Source organism: Herbiconiux ginsengi, assembly GCF_900107435.1.
Taxonomy (GTDB): domain Bacteria; phylum Actinomycetota; class Actinomycetes; order Actinomycetales; family Microbacteriaceae; genus Herbiconiux; species Herbiconiux ginsengi.
The window spans coordinates 929,603-949,525 of record NZ_FNPZ01000002.1; the positions used below are offsets into that span (position 1 = coordinate 929,603).

The 19,923-nt window shown below is 71.5% G+C and carries 17 protein-coding genes; 4 read left to right on the top strand and 13 right to left on the bottom strand.

Annotated features, from left to right (window positions below; all coding sequences use genetic code 11):
• Window positions 1–197: 197 nt before the first annotated feature.
• From BLW00_RS12705 to BLW00_RS12720, 4 genes are all read right to left on the bottom strand, one after another.
• On the bottom strand, window positions 198–965 hold the full coding sequence (locus tag BLW00_RS12705) for an SDR family oxidoreductase (protein ID WP_245741551.1): 768 nt from the start codon (window positions 963–965) through the stop codon (window positions 198–200).
• 127 nt (window positions 966–1,092) lie between these two features.
• The gene (locus BLW00_RS12710; protein ID WP_217634358.1) at window positions 1,093–1,842 is read right to left on the bottom strand and encodes an SDR family oxidoreductase; all 750 of its coding nucleotides are present in this window, start codon (window positions 1,840–1,842) and stop codon (window positions 1,093–1,095) included.
• Complete coding sequence (locus BLW00_RS12715) at window positions 1,839–2,891, bottom strand: class II aldolase/adducin family protein (RefSeq protein ID WP_217634359.1); 1,053 nt, start codon at window positions 2,889–2,891, stop codon at window positions 1,839–1,841. Before BLW00_RS12715 ends, BLW00_RS12710 begins: the two co-directional genes overlap by 4 nt.
• The gene (locus BLW00_RS12720) at window positions 2,888–4,561 is read right to left on the bottom strand and encodes a rhamnulokinase (protein WP_092554563.1); all 1,674 of its coding nucleotides are present in this window, start codon (window positions 4,559–4,561) and stop codon (window positions 2,888–2,890) included. Before BLW00_RS12720 ends, BLW00_RS12715 begins: the two co-directional genes overlap by 4 nt.
• 159 nt (window positions 4,562–4,720) lie before the next feature.
• Here BLW00_RS12720 and BLW00_RS12725 point away from each other — a divergent pair, with 159 nt between their 5' ends.
• On the top strand, window positions 4,721–5,482 hold the full coding sequence (locus BLW00_RS12725; protein ID WP_092554565.1) for a DeoR/GlpR family DNA-binding transcription regulator: 762 nt from the start codon (window positions 4,721–4,723) through the stop codon (window positions 5,480–5,482).
• Window positions 5,483–5,564: 82 nt separating this feature from the next.
• On the opposite strand, the gene BLW00_RS12730 is transcribed toward BLW00_RS12725, so the two are convergent.
• The 3 genes from BLW00_RS12730 to BLW00_RS12740 are packed head-to-tail and all read right to left on the bottom strand — an operon-like array spanning window position 5,565 to window position 9,039.
• Window positions 5,565–6,545, bottom strand: a complete 981-nt coding sequence (locus BLW00_RS12730; RefSeq protein ID WP_092554568.1) for a 1-phosphofructokinase family hexose kinase — start codon at window positions 6,543–6,545, stop codon at window positions 5,565–5,567.
• Window positions 6,542–7,468: a DeoR family transcriptional regulator gene (locus BLW00_RS12735; protein WP_092554570.1), complete on the bottom strand. Its 927-nt coding sequence runs from the start codon at window positions 7,466–7,468 to the stop codon at window positions 6,542–6,544. The genes BLW00_RS12730 and BLW00_RS12735 overlap by 4 nt, the downstream gene beginning before the upstream one ends.
• Window positions 7,465–9,039, bottom strand: a complete 1,575-nt coding sequence (locus BLW00_RS12740; protein WP_092554572.1) for an FGGY-family carbohydrate kinase — start codon at window positions 9,037–9,039, stop codon at window positions 7,465–7,467. The genes BLW00_RS12735 and BLW00_RS12740 overlap by 4 nt, the downstream gene beginning before the upstream one ends.
• A 151-nt stretch (window positions 9,040–9,190) precedes the next feature.
• Between BLW00_RS12740 and BLW00_RS12745 the strand changes: the two genes are divergently transcribed.
• Window positions 9,191–9,985 (top strand): DeoR/GlpR family DNA-binding transcription regulator, encoded by a 795-nt coding sequence (locus BLW00_RS12745; RefSeq protein ID WP_092554574.1) that lies wholly within the window; start codon window positions 9,191–9,193, stop codon window positions 9,983–9,985.
• A 13-nt stretch (window positions 9,986–9,998) separates the two neighbouring features.
• Window positions 9,999–10,817 (top strand): class II fructose-bisphosphate aldolase, encoded by an 819-nt coding sequence (locus BLW00_RS12750; RefSeq protein ID WP_092554576.1) that lies wholly within the window; start codon window positions 9,999–10,001, stop codon window positions 10,815–10,817.
• A 598-nt stretch (window positions 10,818–11,415) separates the two neighbouring features.
• Here BLW00_RS12750 and BLW00_RS12755 read toward each other — a convergent pair.
• From BLW00_RS12755 to BLW00_RS12775, 5 genes are all read right to left on the bottom strand, one after another.
• Window positions 11,416–12,405, bottom strand: coding sequence for an ABC transporter substrate-binding protein (locus tag BLW00_RS12755; RefSeq protein WP_092554578.1), 990 nt, complete (start codon window positions 12,403–12,405; stop codon window positions 11,416–11,418).
• A 67-nt stretch (window positions 12,406–12,472) separates the two neighbouring features.
• Window positions 12,473–13,597: an ABC transporter permease gene (locus BLW00_RS12760; protein ID WP_217634360.1), complete on the bottom strand. Its 1,125-nt coding sequence runs from the start codon at window positions 13,595–13,597 to the stop codon at window positions 12,473–12,475.
• A complete protein-coding gene (locus BLW00_RS12765; RefSeq protein ID WP_092554580.1) occupies window positions 13,594–14,355 on the bottom strand; it encodes an ATP-binding cassette domain-containing protein in 762 nt (253 codons plus the stop codon). Before BLW00_RS12765 ends, BLW00_RS12760 begins: the two co-directional genes overlap by 4 nt.
• Window positions 14,356–14,448: 93 nt before the next feature.
• The gene (locus BLW00_RS12770) at window positions 14,449–15,495 is read right to left on the bottom strand and encodes a class I mannose-6-phosphate isomerase (protein ID WP_092554582.1); all 1,047 of its coding nucleotides are present in this window, start codon (window positions 15,493–15,495) and stop codon (window positions 14,449–14,451) included.
• The gene (locus BLW00_RS12775) at window positions 15,492–16,604 is read right to left on the bottom strand and encodes a LacI family DNA-binding transcriptional regulator (RefSeq protein WP_175494242.1); all 1,113 of its coding nucleotides are present in this window, start codon (window positions 16,602–16,604) and stop codon (window positions 15,492–15,494) included. The genes BLW00_RS12770 and BLW00_RS12775 overlap by 4 nt, the downstream gene beginning before the upstream one ends.
• Before the next feature lie 147 nt (window positions 16,605–16,751).
• On the opposite strand from BLW00_RS12775, the gene BLW00_RS12780 reads away from it, so the two are divergent.
• Entirely contained in the window at window positions 16,752–18,215 is a 1,464-nt protein-coding gene (locus tag BLW00_RS12780; RefSeq protein WP_092554586.1) for an HAD-IA family hydrolase, read from the top strand.
• A gap of 173 nt (window positions 18,216–18,388) precedes the next feature.
• On the opposite strand, the gene BLW00_RS12785 is transcribed toward BLW00_RS12780, so the two are convergent.
• Window positions 18,389–19,923 (bottom strand): mannitol dehydrogenase family protein (locus BLW00_RS12785; protein ID WP_322788341.1); only part of this gene is annotated, 1,535 nt, incomplete at its 5' end.

A 19,923-nucleotide genomic window follows, 5' to 3' on the forward strand; every position in this document is an offset into this window, starting at 1 on the left:
TGTCATCGATGTCATGGTGACTCTAACACAGTCATGTCATCGATGTCATGCCTTCTTTCGGAATTCCTTCCGGCTCCGTGCCGCGCCGTCTCCCCACTCAGGCCGAGGCGTCCGCCCATTCGGGAGGAGCTCAGCCAGACCGAGGCTGAAAACGGCGTCGGTTCGGCTGAGCTCCTCCCGAAATGAGGCGTGGGGCCTCAGACGGCGGTGTAGCCGCCGTCGATCACGATGCTCTGGCCGGTGAGGTACGACGAGGCATCCGACGCCAGGTACACGACGAGCCCGTGCAGGTCTTCGGGCTGCCCCATGCGCCCCGCCGGGATGGTGCCGACCCACTGCGCCGCCAACTCGGGGTTCGCCTCGGTGAATTCGCGCGTCATATCGGAGAGGAAGTAGCCCGGCGCGATCGCGTTCACCCGGATGCCGGCGGACGCCCACTCCACTGCGAGCGACGACGCGAGGTGGCTGACGGCCGCCTTCGACGCATTGTAGGAGGCCTGGAACTGCGGCTGGTTCACGATGAACGCCGACATCGACGAGATGAACACCGCAGATGACGGCAGCCCCGCCGCGAGCGCACGCCGACCGAACGACTGCGCGGCGAAGAAGGTGCCGTCGAGGTTCACCGAGAGCACCTTGCGCCAGATCTCGGGCGGCACGTCGACGCTCTCGCCCCAGATGGTGATGCCCGCCGCGGTGACGAGCAGGGATGCGGTGCCCAGCTCTTCCTCGGCGCGCGCGAACGCGCGGTCGACGGCGTCGGCATCCGTCACATCGACCGGGTACCCGCGGGTCTGCACACCCGAATCGGCCGCGAGCCGCTCGGCCGACTCTTCCACGATCGGCAGCAGGTCGAGCAGGGTGACGTTCACGCCCTGGCCTGCCAGGGCCGTCGCTATCGAGTAACCGAGCCCGCGGGCTCCTCCGGTCACGACCGCGGTGCGGCCTTTCAGGTCGTCGAACATCAGGGCTCCTTCGTGGGGGTGGGCGGAGTGGAGGTGGGCGAAGTGGAGCTAGGCGGGGTGGAGGCGGGCCAGGTACGCGTAGGCCAGGTGCGGACCGACCGGATGCGGGCGCTCAGCACCGGGCCCATCAGATCTCCTGGTCGGTCGGCAGGATGACGAGGTCGCGGATGGTGACGTGCCGCGGACGGGTCAGCATGAACAGCACGGCGTCGGCGACATCCTCGGAGCGGATGCCGGTGCGGTCGCCCACCTTCTGGGCGACGCCGTCGGCGCCCTCCGCGAATCCCCACAGCTCGTTGAGCACCACACCGGGCGCCACCGCACCGGCCCGCACTCCGGAGCCCACCAGCTGCCGCCGCAGGGTGTGCACGAACGACTGCATCGCGTGTTTCGTGGCGGAATAGACGGGTTCCCAGTGGATGTCCTGGTGACCCGAGACCGAGCTCGTCACCAGCACGTCGCCCGTTCCCGCCGCGATGAGGTGCGGCAGCGCAGCGCGCACGGTGGCCATGGCTCCGAACACGTTCACCGACACGAGGTGCTCGATGGTCGCCGGATCGGTGTCGACGAAGTCGCCGCCCGTGTAGAGTCCGGCGTTCGCGAGCACGTCGTCGAGGCGGCCGAATTCGGCCAGCGCCACTCGCACCGCCTCCTCGGAGACGGCGGCACGGGACACGTCGCCGGCCACGATGCGCGAGGGTCCGGGCAGGGCGTCGGACACGAGGCGCAGCCGCTCCTCCGAGCGGCCGACGAGCACGAGTTCGGCGCCTTCGGCGGAGAGCGCGTGGGCGTAGGAACGCCCGATGCCGGAGCTGGCGCCGGTGATGAGAGCCACGCGGCCCTGCATGCGGCCGCCCGGTGCGTCAGTGATGGTCATCGGATCGCTCCATCCGGGGTGCGGTCGGTAAGGGTGTCGGGGGTGGTGGATCCAGAGGTGCGGGCGGGACCGGTCGGGGCGACGACAGGCGCGGGTGCCGCGGTCGCCGCGGCCAGCGCCGCCCGTCGCAGCAGCTCGTCGGGGCGGGTGTCGATGCGCGCCACGTCGGCGGCGTGGAGGAAGACCGGGCCGCCGGCGGGAAGCGATCCGAGGATCACCTCCGCCACCTTCACCGCCATCTCGGTGACCTGCAGCACCTCGGCGGTGCTCGCACCGAGGGCGAACATCCCGTGGTTCTGCAGGTACACCACCTTCGGAGCCGCCCCCGTCGCCGCGATACGGTCGCGGAGCATCCGTCGTACCGCTCGGGCGAGCTTCAGGCCGGGGTCCAGGTAGGGCACGAGCAGCGGATCGGTGCCGAGCACCACGATCTGGTCGGGGAACAGCGATCCGTCGACCAGCAACGACGCCAGCGGCGAGCAGAGCAACGCATTCACCGGCACCGGATGCGTGTGCCCGACCGCGTCGACACCGGGCAGGTCGAGGCACACCGCGTGCAGCAGGGCCTCGACCGAGGGGCGGCGTCCACCCGGGGAGGCCGCGGCGAAGAGCGCGCGCACGGCCTCGTCGTCGGCGGTGGTGTCGGTGGCGGGGCGGGTGACGGCGTCGCCGAGGTCGCCGGCGCCACGGTCATCCGGATGTGTTTCCTCCGCCGCGTCCACCAGCCGCAGCACCGCGGCGGTGTCCATCTCGACGAAGTCGCCCGGCTCGGCGATCGCCATCGACACCCCGGAGGCCTTCACGCGCATCCGCCCATCGCCGAGCGTGACCGAGGCGTTGCCCTCCGCGAGCACGGCCCAGCGTCGATCCGGCCGGCCGAGCTGACGGGAGAGCTCGACGAGAGCGGCGGTGGCACTGTCCGTCGTCGCGCTGCCGCCGGTCACCGCGTCGCCGGGTGCGGGGCCGCCGGCCGCGACGTCGCGGGGCGCAGCGTCGCTGAGCGCGGTGCCGCCGGCCGCAGTGTCACCGAGCGCGGGGGAATTCGTCACGCCGTCGTCCTTTCGGTGAGGGGGTCGGGGTGCCGCGGTCGCGACGACGGCTCGTACTGCGCGATACCGCCACCGGCCGCTCCGCCGGCGACGTACACGGCCGCCAGGCTCGAGAACTCCCCTGCCGCGACGAGCTGCACCGCCAGGTTGCCGAACGCCGACGCTTCCGCGGGGCCGGCGATCACGGGCAGTCCGGTGAGCTCGGCCGTGCGGCGGCAGAGCAGCTCGTTGCGCGATCCGCCGCCGACGATCCGCACGCCGCGCACCGGCGATCCGGTGAGCCGCGAGACCGCTCGCGCCGCTTCCGCGTAGGCGGCGGCCAGGCTCTCGACGATGCTGCGCACCGTTCCGAGCATCCCGTCGGGCGGCGCCTGTCCCGACTCCATGCACAGCCGGGCGATGCGCTCGGGCATGTCACCCGGGGCGAGCAGGCGTTCGTCACCGACGTCGAAGACGGGTGCTGCGAGGTCACCGCGCGCCGCCGCCTCCTGAACCAGGGCGATCGGATCGAGCGGATGTCCGAGCTCGTCCGACCATTGCCGCGCGCACTCCACCAACAGCCACATCCCGGCCAGGTTGCGCAGCAGCAAAGTCGATCCGGTGACCCCGCTCTCGTTCGTGAATCCCGCCTCGCGGGCCTCGCGACTCAGCCCGGGCGCCTCGAGGCACAGGCCGGCGAGCGACCAGCTGCCGCTCGAGACCAGCAGCTGCGCGGCATCCGGCTCGGCGAAAGCCAGTGCCGAGGCGGTGTCGTGCTCGGCCACGCGAAACACCGGCACGGGGGCAGCGCTGCCGATCCGCTCGGTGATCTGCGGGAGCGTGACGCCCGCGGGAGAACCGGCCGCGAGCGGATCGGGAAAGGTGAAGCCACCGAGATCCCAGCCGTCGATGAGCTCCGGCGACCACTCACCCGAGCGGGCGTCGAGCAGCTGCGTGGTCGACGCGATGGTGCGCTCGGCGCCCACCTCGCCCGTGAGCAGGAACACCCAGAGGTCGGGCACGAGGAGCAGAGTGCCGCCGGTCGCGCCACGGAGCAGCTCGGCACGCAGGCGGTAGGACGTGTTGATGGGCTGCGCGGGGACACCCGAGATCGCGTAGACGCGGTCGGCGGGGATCGCGATGGCCGCATCCGCGGGGCCGGCGGGATCGGCGCCGCGATAGTGATCGACGTGACCCGAGAGCACGCGGGCCGGGATGGCGGCGGCCCCGACCGCGGTGGGCGCCAGGGTGTCCGCGTCGCGGGCCGGGATGGCCGCGGCCCCGACCGCGGTGGGCGCCAGGGTGTCCGCGTCGCGGCCCGGGATGTCGACGGCCCCGACACCCGCGGTAGCCCGGGTGTCGGCGTCGGCGGCCGGGACGGGTGCGGGATCGAGCAGGCCGTAGTCGACGCCCCAGCTGTCGACGCCGATGCCCGCGAGCACACGACCCTCCGCTGCGGCGGCGCGTGCGGCCGCCGCGAGACCGGTGAGCGTCTCGTCGAACAGCCGCTCGACGTCCCAACGCAAGGTGGCGCCCGGTCGCAGGGAATCGGCGTGGGGGCCGTTCGCGAAACGGTGCACCTCCGTCATCCGCACCTCACCGGCCTCGACCGTGCCGAGCATCACACGGCCGCTCGTGGCGCCGAGGTCGACGGCGGCGTAGGCACGCGAGGACGATGCGGCAGCAGGCATGTCACTCCCTCGTGAACGGTGGCGGCACGGCCCGGGCACCCGGTGCGCCGCACGCGATGTTATTTCTTGTGAAATGTAGCATTGACGAACAAGATCCGGCAAGGTGGGAATCCGGCACGGTGGGATCGGCATCCGATCCATTCGACGAAGGAGCACGGCATGGCACTGAAGGGCACCCTCGACGGCGAGACGCGCCGTGCCGCCCTGCTCGAACTCACCGACGAGCGCGGCAGCCTGCAGCTGGCGGAGGCCGCTGCGATGTGGGGCGTGCATCCGATGACCATCCGCCGCGATTTCGAGCTGCTCGAGAGCGCGGGCCGGGTGCGCCGGGTGCGCGGCGGAATCGTTCCCGTGCAGATCGACGCGTTCGGCACACGCCAGGGCCGCAATCTGCGGGCGAAGGAGCGGATCGCCGCGAAGATCCTGCCCCTCCTGCCCGACGGCGGAGCGGTCGGCCTCGACTCCTCCACCACGGCCTACGTGCTCGCCGACGCGGTGCCGGCGACCAGCGGGCTCACCCTGGTGACCAACGGGCTCAGCGCCTTCGACGCCCTCGCCCGCAAGCCGAACGTGCGAAGCTACCTCACGGGTGGCGAGCGTGAGGAGCAGAACCTCAGCCTCGTCGGCGCCCTCACGATCTCGGCGTTCTCGGCCTTCCACTTCGATTGCTCGGTCCTCTCCGCGCTGGGCGTGCACGGCGACAGCGGCACCAGCGAGAGCACCCTGGCGCAAGCGGCGGTGAAGGATGCGATGGCCCGGGCCTCGGCCTCGGTGATTCTCGCGGTCGACGCCTCGAAGCTGCAGTCGCGGGCGCGGGTGCGGGCGCTCACGCTCGATCGGATCGACGTGCTGGTGACGGAGCTCGACCCCGCCGACCCCCGGCTCGATCCCTATCGCTCGACGGTGCCGCGCATCCTCTGACCCGCCCATCGACACCGACCCGTCAGTTCTTGTCGCTCTGGCGCGGTCTGAGCGGCAGAAAGTGACGGGTCGGCGAGGGGTCTCAGGGGGTGGCGGGCTCGGTGAGAGGGGTCGCGGGGTCGGGATGCGCGGTGAGGGTCGCCGGGGGCGCCTCGGCTACCGAGGAGAGCAGGGTCGTGGCCTGGGAGACGGCGAGCGCTCCCCAAGAGGCCGCGAGCTGCAGGCCGGCGGAAACGTCGACCGTGCCGTCGGGGCGCGACGATCCCACCAGGAACCCGGCCAGCGAGGCATCGCCCGCACCGGCGGTGTTGACGACGGTGGCCACCGCCTTGGCGTGATGCACCCCGGCCGCCGAGACGCAGAGGGCACCGTCGGCGCCCATGCTCACGTAGACGAACTCGCAGCCGGCCTCGTGCAGGCGCCGGGCGGCATCCGTCACATCGCCGATCGTGCGCAAGGCGACGCCGGTGAGCTCGGCGAGCTCGTGGGTGTTGGGCTTGATCAGCGCGACCGGCCCGAGATCGGCGGTCACGTCGCGCAACGCCGCCCCCGCCGTGTCGATCGCGACGCGCACGCCCCGAGCGGATGCGTGACGCACCAGATCGAGGAACGGCACCGGCCGCCCCGACCCGGCCAGCGGCGGGATCGATCCGGAGATCACGAGCCACTCGGCGTCGAGGCGCTCCAACTCGAACTCGGTGCGCTCGACCAGGGCGGCCCAGAGGCCGGCGTCGACGGGCACCGGCCCCTCGTTCACCTTGGTGGTGACTCCGGATGCGTCGAGCAGCGTCGTGTTCACACGAGTGCGACCCTCGTCGGGCACGCCCGCGATCAGGCCTGCGAATCCGCCCTGTTCGGCGAGCGCCGCCCCCTGCGCTCCGAGAGCGAGCACGGCCGAGACGGGCACGGAGGAGAGCGCGACGGCCCGGGCCACGTTCACACCCTTGCCGCTCAATTCGGTGTTGACAGCGGTGGCGCGGTTGACCTCGCCGAGGGCGAGGTGCGGGAGGTGGTAGGTGAGATCGATCGCCGGTGCGGGCGTCAGGGTCACGATGCCGCTCATGCGGGCACTCCTTCGGTGGGGTGCGCATCCATGGTTTCGGCGACGTCGCGCACGTCGTCGCCGCGTTCGACGCGCACGACCGTGCCGCCCTCGACAACGCGCACCGCCACGCCATCTTCGGCGAGGCGCTGCAGGAGGTCGCGCGTCGCGGATGCGGGGTCGAGCAGGGCCTCGTCCACTGCGGCGAGCGGGATCGAGCCGGCGAGACCCGCGGCGGACAGGCCATGCGAACCGCCGATCAGCAGCACCCTCCCGGCGACCGCCGCGACGGATTCGGTGACGGCCGCGCGATCCGGATCCACGGCGAGCACCCGTCCGTTCGCGCCGAGGCCGGTGGGTTCGATCACGGCGAGGTCGAGGCTCAGCGTCGCGGCGAGGTCGCGAGCCCACACCCCGGTGGCGCCGCCGTCGGCGCCCACGGCGCCTCCGAGCAGGTGGATCTCGGACGGCTCATGCACTGCCGCGGCCGCCAGCGCGACCGGAACCGAGGCGGTGACGATGCGGATTCCCCGTCCGGGGGGCAGCATCGCCGCGAGGGCCTCGCCCACCGGTCCACCGTCGAGGTAGACACCAGCATGGTCGGGCAGCAGCTCGAGAACGGCGAGGGCCAGCGCACGGATGCTCTCGGCAGCGTCGGACGCATCCGGGGCCGCCGCCACTACCGCGCCATCCGCTCCCGGCGGAATCGCTCCCCCGTGCGCGCGCACCAGGAGGCCTGCGGCTTCGAGCGAGCGGAGGTCGCGCCGCACGGTCTCCTCGGCCACGCCCAGCGTGCGGGCGAGCTCGCCCACCTCGACCCGGCCGGCGTCGGCCAGCGATGCGAGGATTCCGGCGCGACGCGACCGCACCGCGCTGCTCGCGCCCGGCGTCGGGCCGGAAGTCTTCTGACCGGTGCCCAAACTGGTCGGTGTCGCCGAGGTCATGCGCCGCCCTCGCCCGAGCCGGCCGCTTCGACGCCATCCACATCCCCTGCCGCCTGTGCCGCCTCCTCCCGCGCCCGTGCCGCCCACCAGGGGCCGAGCGCCTCGGTCGCCTCGTCGAAGGAGCGGATGACGCCCGCCCAGTAGCCCGCCGACTCCGCGGTCGGCACGACCGGCACCGAGCGCTCCACGAGTTCTTGCGCGGCCTCGACCGATGCGAACAGCCCCACCGAGGTGCCCGCGACCGCGGCCGCCCCGAAGGCGCCCGCCTCCTCGTTCTGCACCACCGTCACCGGCGAGCGCAGCGCATTCGCCACGAGCTGCACGTAGAGCGGAGCCCGGGCGATGCCGCCGCCGAGCACCACGGGTTCCTCCCAGTCGAACCGCTCGCCGAGGGCCCGGGTGTGCCAGATGTGCATCAGCACGATGCCCTCGAGCGTTCCGCGCAGCACGTGCGCCGGCGTGTGCCAACCCCGCACCCCCGCGAGCGCGGCCGAGCTCGCGGCGCCGAGCGGCGAGTCGAAGAGGAAGGGCAGCACGAGCGGCACCTGTTCCTGCGGATCGAGCGCGGCCGCCTCGGCGAACAACCTGTCGCGCGCCGCGTCGTCGCGCACGCCGAGGAGGCGCAGCACCCAGTCGAGCGAGGGCGAGGCCGTTGCCGAGGTCGACATGGCGATGCGCAGGTCGGGCCGGATGGAGAGCCGCGACTGCCAGCGTGGATCGACGTCGGGGCGCGTGGTGGTGACCCCGTTCGTGCTGAACGACCCGGCCACCAGGGCCAGCCGGCCCGGCACGAGTGCGCCCATGCCGATCGACGCGGCCTGCACGTCGTGCATCCCCGCCACCACAGGCGTGCCGACCGCCAGCCCCGTGAGTTCCGCCGCCGCGGGCAGCACGTGGCCCACGATGTCGCCGCTCGAATGCAGTGGCGGCAGCAGCCGCATCAGGTCGGCGGGCAGCCCGTAGGCCTCGAGAACCTCAGGGCTCCAGCTCGCGGTCGCCGTGTCGAGAAACGAGGCGGTGGCGTCGGAGTAGTCGGTGGCGATGCCGCCGGCCAGCCGCAACCGGATCACGTCTTTGCAGAAGAGCATCGCATCCGCCGCCCGCACCCGCTCGGGGTCGTGCCGCAGCAGCCAGCGCAGGAGGTTGCCCGCGGCTCCCGGTGTCGGCTCCTGGCCGGAGCGCTCGAGCACCACGCGCATCCGCTCGGGGTCGGCCGACAGTTCGTCGGCTTCGGCGTGGGCCCGCGAATCCATCGCGGTGATGGCCGGGCCGACCGGCGCCCCGGCCGCGTCGACGAGATGCAGGCCGTCACCGTGCCCGGCGATGCCCACCGCCACGATCTGCTGCGGATCGACGCCCGACGCCGCCACCGCCTCGGCGATCGCCTCCGCCGCCGCGCTCCACAGCGCATCCTGTGGACGTTCCGCGTGGCGGGGCACGCTGCGGTCGACCGGACTCGACCGCCGGCCGACACCCACCGCCCGCAAGCGCTCGTCGTGCACCACCGCCTTCACCGCGGTCTGCCCGGCGTCGACACCGAGCACGTAGCGCGCCATGCGATCTGAAGCCATGAGGTCTCTCTCCGATCGAGGACAACGGATGCGCGTTTCGCCCGAATCCGTCTGTTTGCCTCAGCATACCAACTCATTCGGTCACTTCTGGAGGGCTATACGGACTAATTCGGGTAGAGTGTGCACGAACCGACCGAGCGACGGAGACACGATGTACCCAGCGGAGCGCCACGCCGCCATCCTGGCCGCCGCCCGGGCGCACGCCGGCGAGGTCGGCGTGCAGGAGCTGAGCGAGTCGCTCGGCGTCACCGCCGAAACGGTGCGCCGCGACCTCGGCGCCCTCGAACGGCGCGGACTCCTCCGCCGGCGCCATGGCGGCGCGGTGCTTCTGCCGCGCGCCCCCTTCGAGCCCACCCTCCAGCAGCGCGGCCTCGCGGAGTCCGACGAACGCCGGGCCGTCGCCCGAGCGGTGGTGGCCGAGCTCCCCGACGAGGGGGTGCTGCTGCTCGACTCCGGATCGATGACCTTGGAGATCGCCACCCTGCTCGCCTCCGACATCCCCACCCCGCGGTCGATCGTGGTGGTCACGAACAGCCTGCCGGTCGCGGCCCTGCTCGGGCCGCACCCCACCATGACCGTGCTGGCGCTCCCCGGCGCGGTGCGCCCCGTGACGCAGGGGGTCGTCGGCCCCTGGACCGAGCAGCGGCTCGCCGAGTTGCACGCCGACGTGGCGGTGCTCGGCGCGAACGGGGTGGTGGCCGGCGAGGGCGCATTCACGACGCTGCCGGAGGAAGCAGCGGTGAAGCGACGGATGCTCGCGGCCGCTTCCCGGCGCATCCTCGCCGTCACCGCCACCAAGTTCGGCAGCCGGTCGCTGTGCCGATTCGCCGGCCTCGACCGTTTCGACCTGGTCGTCACCGATTCCCGGCTCGACCCGGCGACAGCCGATGCGGTCGCCGCCGACGGGCCGGGTCTCGTGCTCGCCCCGCTCCCGCCCCACCCCTGAGAGGACCCCCGTCATGACCCTCGTCTCCACCGGCGACATCCTGAACCGCGAGCGCGCGGTGCTCGCCTTCAACGTGATCCAGCTCGAGCACGCGGAGGCCATCGTGCGCGGTGCGGAGGCGGCCGGCCGGCCCGTGGTGCTGCAGATCTCCGAGAACGCCGCCCGCTACCACCGGGGGCTGGCGCCGATCCTGGCCGCCACGCTGACGCTCGCGCAGGGAGCGGGCGTCGACGCCGCCGTTCACCTCGATCATGCCGAAGACGAGGCGCTCGTGCTCGAGGCGGTGGAGCTCGGAGCCACCTCGGTGATGTTCGACGCGGCCACCCTGCCCGACGACGAGAACATCGCCCGCACGGCGGCCGTCGCCCGCACCGCACAGGCACGCGGCGTCTGGGTGGAGGCCGAGCTCGGCGCCATCGGCGGCAAGGGCGGAGCGCACACGCCCGGTGTGCGCACCGATCCGGCCGAGGCCGCCGCCTTCGTGGCGGCGACCGGCGTCGACGGGCTCGCCGTTGCCGTCGGCAGCTCGCACGCCATGACGTCGCGCAGTGCCACGCTCGACTTCGGCCTCATCGCCGAGCTCGCCGCGGCCGTTCCGGTGCCGCTCGTGCTGCACGGGTCGAGCGGCGTGAGCGATGCCGACCTGGTGCGTGCCGTGGGGAACGGGATGCGCAAGATCAACATCTCCACCCACATCAACGGCATCTTCACCCGGCGCATCCGTGAGATCCTCGACGGCGACCCGGTGCTGGTCGACCCGCGCAAGTACCTCGGGCCGGCCCGTGACGCGGTGGCCGCCGAGGTGCGGCGGCTGCTGGAGCTGGTGGCCTGAGCTGACCGGGGACTGGCTCGCCATATTCTCCGCGCCCGGCAGGCCTTCGGCCTGTCGGGCGCTCATTGCTCGCGCCGCCGCTACTGCGGCGCGAGGCGACATGTTCGCGTGCGGTCGGAGGGCCCGGCCTGCGGTCGGACCCTCCGGCCGCGCGCTCACCCCGGGTCGTCGAGCGCGGCCCGCAGCCAGCGTTCCCGTCCCGATTGATCCGGGAAGCGCAACGAAGCCCGCGGGCCTTTCCCGACCGTCGACAAAGGCCCGCAGCCAGCATTCCCGTCCCGATCGATCTGGGAAGCGCAACGAAGGGCCGCGAGCCTTCTGGGCCGTCGAAAGAGGCCCGCAGTTAACATTCCCGTCCCGATCGTTCTGGGAAGCGCAATGACGCCCGCGGGCCATTCTCGGTCGTCGAAAAAGGCCCGCAGGCCTTATTCCCGTCCCGATCGATCTGGGAAGGGCAATGAAAGCTGCGGGCCTTTTTCGACGACCCAGGGTGAGGCCTCGGCCGCTTGCGACCGAAGCCGAACATGTCGCGGAGCGCCGGGCAAGGACCGGCGCGACCCGGGGACGTCGCGCGAAGCACGGCGCCCCCGGCAGCTGGCTAGCAGCTCGACTTGTAGACCGCGTCCGCTCCCTCACCGTCGATGTTGTCCTTCGTGAGGATGGTGAATCCGGTCTGGATCTCCGGCTCGGTCGTCTCACCCTTCAGCGCCGCGATGGCCTGCTCGACGCCGTCCTTGCCGATGGTGGCCGGCTCCTGGGCGACGAGCGCCTGAACCGTACCGGCCTTCAGCTGCTCGACCTGGGCGGGCCCGGCGTCGAAGCCGACGATGGTCACCTGGTCCTGCTTGCCGGCCTGCTGGACACCGGTCGCGGTTCCTTCGGCGGCGAACAGGTTCGCGGCAAAGATACCCACGATGTCAGGGTCCTTCTGCAGAGCAGCGGTCACGATCTCGGCCGCGGTGGCCGGCTCGTTGTGGCTGTACTGCACGCCGAGGTAGTCGAAGCCGCTGGCGGCTTCGGCGGCCTTCTGGAAGCCCTCGACGCGAGCGTCGGTGGTGGAGATGCCGGGGTCGACCGAGACGACGAGCACCTTGCCGCCATCGGGGTGCGCCTGCTGGATGGCCTCGAATGCAGCCTTTCCACCGCCCACGTTGTCGGATGCGATGGCCGACACGGCGAACGACGGGTCGTCGACCGTGGTGTCCACCAGCACGACCTTGATGCCCGCGTCGGCGGCCGCCTTCAGCGGGGCCTCCATCGCGGTGACGTCGGTCGGGGCGACGAGCAGCGCATCCGGCTTGGATGCGACGACCGAGTCGACGATCGGCTTCTGCAGGGTCGGGTCGAACTTCTCCGGACCCTGGGTGGTGACCGTGGCGCCGGCCTCCTTGGCCGCGGCTTCGATGCCGCACTGCATGGAGATGTAGAACTCGTCGCCCGCCACACCCTGCACGAACGCGATCTTGTAGCCGCCGCTGGCGCTGTCGGTCGAGGTCGAGTCGCCGCCTCCGCTCGAGCAGCCCGCCAGAGCGAAGCCGGCCGCCGCGGTCAGGGCGACGACGCCGAGAGCCTTCTTGTTCCACTTCATCGTGATACCTGTCCTTCTTCTACTAGTGATGCATTCAGGGTTGGTGCTGAATTCCTTGATGCTGTTCTCATGTGTTCTTCCTTCTGGCGAAGAAGTGCCGCCAGAGGCTTGTGGAGGCCCCGCGGGCCGCGGAGGCCCGCCTGACCTGGTCGACGTAGACCGCGGCGATCAGCACGGCGCCGACCGCGACCTGCTGCCAGAACGGCTGCACGCCGGTGATGACGAAGCCGTTCTGCAGCACGGCGGGGATGAACAGACCCACGACGGTGCCGAAGATCGTTCCGTAACCGCCGAAGAGCGACGTTCCGCCGATGACGACCGCCGCGATGACGTTCAGGTTGGTCTGCGACTGACCCGCGATCGCGGTGGTGCTGAACTGCGAGAGCGAGAGGATGCCCGCGACACCCGCGAGCGCTCCCGACATCCCGTAGACCTTGATGAGGTGCCGGTCGACCTTCACGCCGACGCGGCGCGCGGCTTCCTCGCTCGAGCCGATCGCGTAGGTGTAGAGACCGAACTTGGTCTTGTGCAGCACGAACGCGCCGATCAGGATCACGACCAGGGCGATCACCGAGATGATCGGGATGCCGCCGAGCACGTTGCCGTACCCGATCGTGGAGGTCAGCACCGAGGGCACCTGGCGGATGTCGATACCGCCGGTGATGATCTGCGCGAGGCCCAGGGCCATACCGAGCGAACCCAGCGTCACGATCAAGGGCGGCACTTTCGCCTTCGAGATCAGCAGGCCGTTGAAGATTCCCCAGGCCAGGCCCGACGCGATCGCCACCAGGATGCCGATGGTCGCCACCCCCCAGCCGTCGCCGCCGACGGCCCGCATCACCATCGCCGAGACGACGCCGGAGAAGACCAGCACCGAGCCGACCGAGAGGTCGATGCCCGAGGTGATGATGATGAAGGTCATGCCGACACCGAGCACACCGAGGATCGAGGCGTTCTGCACCACGAGGCGCAGGTTCGACAGCTGCGCGAAGGTGTTCGGCGCCATGATGCTGAAGATGATGACGATGACGATCAGAACGATGAAGATCTGGAACGCCTGCGCCTTGAAGATCCGCGGCACCCGGCTCTTGCTCTCCCGTTCGACGGCCATGTTGATGGAGATCGTCTCGGGCCCGGCTTCCGGTCCGAACTCGGCCTTCTTGATGTCGTCTTCTCTCACGTCGTCGCTCATGCTGCACCCCTCGTGCTCGCGCCGGTCATCAGGCCGACGAGTTCTTCCATGTTCGTGTCCTTGGCGTCGAGCGACGCGGCGCGGTGGCCGAGCCGGAGCACCTGGATGCGATCGGAGACCTCCATCACGTGGGGCATCGAGTGGCTGATGAAGACCACGGCGATGCCCTTGTCGCGAACGCGGCGGATCGTCTCGAGCACGTTCTTGGTCTGGCGCACGCCGAGGGCCGCGGTGGGCTCGTCGAGGAACACCACCTTGTTCGCCCAGTGCACGGCACGGGCGATGGCGATGGCCTGGCGTTGACCGCCTGACATCGAACCGACGGGCGAGGTGAGCGAGCGCACGGTGGCGCCCAGCTCGTCGAAGGCGCGGCGCGACTCCTTCGCCATGGCTTTCGTGTTCATGGTTCCGAAGAAGCCGGCGATGCCCTTGTTCATCACCTCGCGACCCAGGTACATGTTCTGCACCGGGTCGAGGTGGGGCGCGAGGGCGAGATCCTGGTGCACGGTCTCGATGCCGAGCGCGCTCGCCTGCATCGGTGTGGTGAGCTGGATCTCCTCGCCCTCGAACGTGATGGTGCCCGTGTCGATGGCGAGGTTGCCCGAGAGGGCTTTCACCAGGGTGGACTTGCCGGCGCCGTTGTCGCCGATCAGGGCGGTGACTTCGCCGGGGTAGACCTCGAAGTCGAGGTCGTCGAGCGCACGGACGTGTCCGAACGCCCGGGAGATGCCTCGTGCCTCCAATACCGGTGTGCTCATGTCAGTTCACTCCTTTCCGGCCGTCTTCGGCCTGCGGGTGGGTCTGTGTGATGGTCAGGGGATGCTCCTGTTGTCCGTCTCGTCGGGCGCGGGTCATGCGACCGTCCCTTCGGCGAGTGATCGGGGCCAGCCGATGCCGGGGGCGGCGACCAGCACGCTCGCCGGCCCTCGAACCTCCCAGGCGCCGAATCCGGCCGGGACGGCGAGTGCTTGGCCGCTGTAGACGGGGAACTCCTCGTCGCCCGCGAGCACGCCGTCGCCGGCGAGCACGAGCACTACGGAGAACCCGGCGGCGATCGGGACGCCGCCGGTTCCGGGAGCCGCATGCAGCACCCGGAAGTAGGGGTCGGCGGCCGGGGCGAGCAGGCTCACGGCCTGGTCGCCGCGGGCGTCGAGGTCGGAACGGCTGATCAGCGCGGCGAGCGCGCCTGCGCCGAGGGCATCGGTGGAAACGGCCGGCATCACCGCGTCGAAGCCGAGTCCCAGGTGCGACTCCTCGCGGGTCGAGGTGGTGATCGACCATTCGAGCACGATCGAGAAGTCGGTGGGCTCCTGCACCTCGGCCACGAAGATGCCGGCGTCGATGGCGTGCACGGTTCCGGCGGGTACGAGCACGCCCATGCCGCGGGAGACCTCGATCCGATTCATCCGCGAGAGCATCCATTCGGAGTCCTGCGCGTCGCGTCGCCGGTCGAGCTCGTCGCGGTCGACGGCCTCCTTCCACCCCAGGTGCACCGCCGAGCCGGGCTCGGCGTCGAGCACGAACCACGCCTCGGTCTTGCCGTAGGGGCAGTCGAGGTGGCTCGCGGCGAAGGAGCGCGACGGGTGCACGTGCACGGGGAGGCGCTGGCGGGCATCGAGCAGCTTCACCAGGACGCCGGTGTCGGAGGCGTTCGCCGCGTCGGCGTGATCCGCGCCCACCCAGGCCGCCGGGTCGCCCGCGACGAGGTCGCGCAGCAGCTCGCCGTCTTCGGTGCGGGCCAGGCCGATGTCACCCTGTCCGGCGCGCGAGACGGTGGCTGCCAGCCATTCCTCGGGCTGGAAGTCGCTGGTCTGCTCGATGCCGCGCAGGCGGGCGATCCGGTCGCCACCTCGGTAGAAGTGGTCGATCAGATTGGGGGCCAGGACAGCCGGCTTCATCGGGCGTCTCCTCGGGTCGTGGTGGTGGATGCGGATGCGGGTGCTGCTCCGGATGCGGGTGCTGCTCCGGATGCCGAGGCGGTTGCCCGGGCGGGCAGCGGGGCGGCGATCTCGCCCGAGCCGCGCTGCAGCAGGGCGGTGGGCACGATCCACTCGCGCGGTTCACCGGACGGCGATTCACGCAGAGCCAGCAGGCGCTCGATCGCCGCGTTGCCGATCAGGAAGGGATCCTGGTCGATGCAGCTGACTCCGGGACGCACCACGTCGGCGAAGGAGAAATCGCCGAAGGCGATCATCGCGGTGTCCTGACGGTGGGTGCGGTGCAGGGCGGCGGTGAGACCGATCGCGGCTTTCGCGTTCGAGGCGAAGAAGGCGGTGGCGGGGCGGTCGAGGGCGAGCAGCCGGTCGGCCTCGCTGCGGTAGTCGAGGCTGCCGTCGATGGTCTCGGAGACGAGTTCGGGATCGAACGGGAGCCCCGCGTCGCGCAGCACGTCGAGGTAGCCGCTCATCCGTCGTTCGATGGTGGAGAAGCGCTCGTCGCGGTCGAAGAAGGCGATGCGTTCGTGGCCGAGATCGACGAACTGCTGCACGGCGAGCACCGTGGCGCCGTAGTCGTCGACCACGATGCTGTCGTAGCCGGCACGCGAGCGGTCGACGGCCACCACGGGCGTGACGGCGCGGTAGGGGTCGAGGTAGGGCTGTTCGGGAGCCACCGGTGCGAAGATCACGCCCGCGACCTGGTGCCCGGCGACGAGGCTGAGCAGCTGTTCGCGCTCCTGGGCGGCGTCGAGATTCGACGACGCCACCAGAACGCTGAGGCCCTCGGTGAGCGCCCGGGTCTCGATGGCGCTCACGAGCGCGGCGAAGAACGGGTCGGCCAGGGTGTCGATGACCACGCCGATCGCGCCGCCGGTGCCCGACTTGAGCGAGCGCGCCGCCGTGTTGGGCACGTAGCCGAGAACCTGGATGGCGTGCAGAACGCGGGCCCGGGTCTCCGGATGCACCGCCTCTTCGGCGTTGACGACCCGCGAGACGGTCTTGATGCTGACACCCGCGCTGGCGGCGACGTCTTTGATGCCGGGGCGGCGAGATCCTGAGATCTTCGGCATTCTGTCCACCTCCAGTGACAGCGTTGTCATGACCGTCGAGGTGAGAAGTCCCGCACCTCGTCGTTGCGTTGTCCGCCTATACTGGCCACACGGCGACAACGTTGTCAAGTGGTCGTCAGGTCTCGATTCGATAAACCCGGGAGCAGCATGATCGTCGTCGTCGCCGGTGCCGCGGGCAGCGGCAAGAGCACCCTCGGCCTCGAACTCGCCCGTTCGCTCGGTGCCGCTCTGCTCGATCTCGACACCCTCACGAACCCGCTGCTGGAGGGTCTGGGCGCCGAGCTCGCAGGCGGCGCGCACTGGAACGATCCGGCCCTCCGTGGGCTCGTGCGGCCGGCCCGATACGCCGCTCTGCGCGCCGCGCTGGCCGACCAGGTGCGCGCGGGCGGGAGCGCCGTGCTCGTGGCGCCGTTCACGGCCGAACTGCTCGGCGGGCCGGAGTGGGAGCAGCTGATCGAGGCGGCGGGGAGCGCGCCTGTGGTGGTGTGGCTCGTCGCGAGTCCGGAGCTGCTCGCCGAGCGACGCCGGCTCCGGTCCGCCGACCGCGACTCGCACGTCGTCGACCCGCCCGCCGGGCACGCGCCCGTCGTGCCGCACCTCGGCGTCGACGCGTCGCGGCCGACGGCCGAGCAGCTCGCCGATGTGCTCGCGCGGCTCGGGGTCGAAGCCGGACGCGCCGACGACGGCCGCGTCAACGACGGCGGCGCAGGCGGGGGCAGCGGCCACGACGGTGGCGGCGCAAACGGGGGCGGCAGCCACGACGGTGGCGGCGTCGACGACAGCGCCCGCGACGTCGGCCGCCACAACGGCAGCACGGACAAGAGCGGCAGCCCCGGCGGCAGCGGTGTCGACGACGGCGCCCGCGACGACAGGGACCGGGACCTCAGTGCCCGATCCGTCGGGGGCGGCCGGACGCTGCCCACCGACTCCCCCGTCTTCGCGCGCACCTTCGACGCGGCGTTGTTCGACCTCGACGGAACGCTCATCGACTCCACACCGGCCGTCGTCCGCTCCTGGGCGCAGCTCGGCCGGGAGTACGGGCTGGAGACCGATCTGCTCGCGTCCGGTCACGGGCGGCCGGCATCGCAGGTCATCGCGGCTGGCTTCCCCGATCACCTCGCCGCGGAGGCGCTCGCCCGCGTGACCGAGATCGAGGCCGCCGATCTCGACGGCGTGGTAGCCCTCGAGGGCGCGGCCGCCCTCCTCGATTCGCTTCCCGATTCGGCGCGCGCCATCGTCACGAGCGGCACGCGGCTCATCGCGGGCAACCGCATCGGCGCGGCCGGCCTCACCCCGCCCGTCGTGCGCGTGACGTTCGACGACGTCACGCACGGCAAGCCGCATCCGGAGCCCTTCCTGCTCGCCGCGGAACGCCTCGGCGTCGACCCCACGGACTGCGTCGTCTTCGAAGATGCGCCCGCCGGGCTCGCCGCCGCTAGGGCGGCCGGATGCACGACGGTCGGCATCGTCGGCACCCACGACGAGCACGAGCTCGACGCCGACCTCCTGGTCGACGGCCTGTTCCAGCTGCGGGTCGTGCTCCAGCCCGGCGGCGGCTTCCGGCTCGCCCTCGCGGACGGCCCCTCGCACGACCACGCCGACCCGCGCTGAGCGCCGCACATCGACGTCCCGGCCCCTCGCCAGGTCGCGCTAAGTGCACACTCCACGCGCGACAAGCGGCACTTCGCGCTACCCCGCGAGCACCTCCCAGGCCAGCCACGCGCCCCCAGCGTCGCCAGGTCGCGCAAAGCGCGCACTCCACGCGCAGGAGGCGGCACTTCGCGCTACCCCGCGAGGGCCTCGAGGGTGCCGCGGGCGCCCAGGGCGGCCAGACGTGCGCGTGCGGCGACGAACGCCGAGCGGAGGCGCTCGTCGGAGCCGAGGTCGCCGAACACGGGGGCGTAGTCGAGGAACGAGCCCGGGGCATCCGCTTCGCCGGCCACGGCCGACCGCAGCTCGTCGAGCCGCTTGTCGACCGGCTCGAGGATGCCGCCGCTGTCGGCCCGGCCCTCGAGGAAGCGACTCCAGGCCGCCAGCACGAGCACCGAGCGCTCGATCGGGCCGCCGGTGCGCAGCTGTTCGCGCAGCACCGGCAGCAGGAACTTCGGGATGCGCTCGGAGCCGTCGACGATCTGACGCATCAGCGTGTCGCGGATGGCCTCGCTCGAGAAGCGGCGCATGAGCTCGGCCGTGTAGTCGTCGAGATCGACGCCCGGCACCGGGGCGAGCGTGGGCCGGGCCTCCTCGTTCATGTAGCCGAGGAGGAAGCGGGCGAACAGCGGATCGCGGCACACCTCGTGCACATACGTGGCGCCCGAGAGCAGGCCCAGGTAGCTCATCGCCTGGTGCGAGGCGTTCAGCAGCCGCAGTTTCATCACCTCGTAGGGCTCGACGTCGGCCACGAGCTGCACGCCTACGGCGCCGAAGTCGGGGCGGCCGTCGGTGAAGTCGTCTTCGAGCACCCATTGCACGAACGACTCGGAGAGCACGGGCCAGCGGTCGTCGACGCCGAACTCGCGCGACACCCGCTCGAGGCCCGCGTCGGTGGTGGCCGGTGTGATGCGATCGACCATCGAGTTCGGAAAGCTCACCTCGGCGGCGATCCAATCGGCGAGGCCCTGATCGATCCGCGCCGCGAACGCGAGCACGGCCGCCCGGGCCACCCGGCCGTTGCCCTGGATGTTGTCGCACGACATGACGGTGAACGGCGTCGCTCCGGCGTCACGCCGCTCCCGGAGACCGATCACGAGGAAGCCGAGGGCGCTCGTCGGGACCGCGCCATCCGGAAGCGCGTCGAGGTCGGCGAGGGTCGCGGCATCCCGCGGTTCGAAGGCGCCGGTCGCGTCGTTGATGCCGTAGCCACCCTCGGTGATGGTGAGCGAGGCGATGCGGATGCGGGGGTCGCGCAGGGCGGCGAGAACCGCATCCGGCCGCTCGGGCGCGTAGAGGTAGTCGACGATCGAACCGATGACGCGCACCTCGACAGCCCCGTCGGGGGCGGTGGTGACGAGGGTGTAGAGGTCGTCCTGCGCGCTGAGGGCGTCGCGCATGGCGCGGTCGCCGGGCAGGGTGCCGACCCCCACGATGCCCCAGTCGGTGGCGCCGGCGCGGAGCACACGGTCGACGAACATCGCCTCGTGCGACCGGTGGAAGGCGCCGACGCCGAAGTGCACGATGCCCGGCGTCACGGCGGTGCGGTCGTAGCCGGGCCGTGCGACGGCGGGATCGAGGGAGCCCAGGGAGCGGGCGTCGAGGGTGGTCATCGTGTCCTCCGGTCGAGGTGGGTGGTGGCGGGCGGGATGGGTGGTGGCGGGCGGGG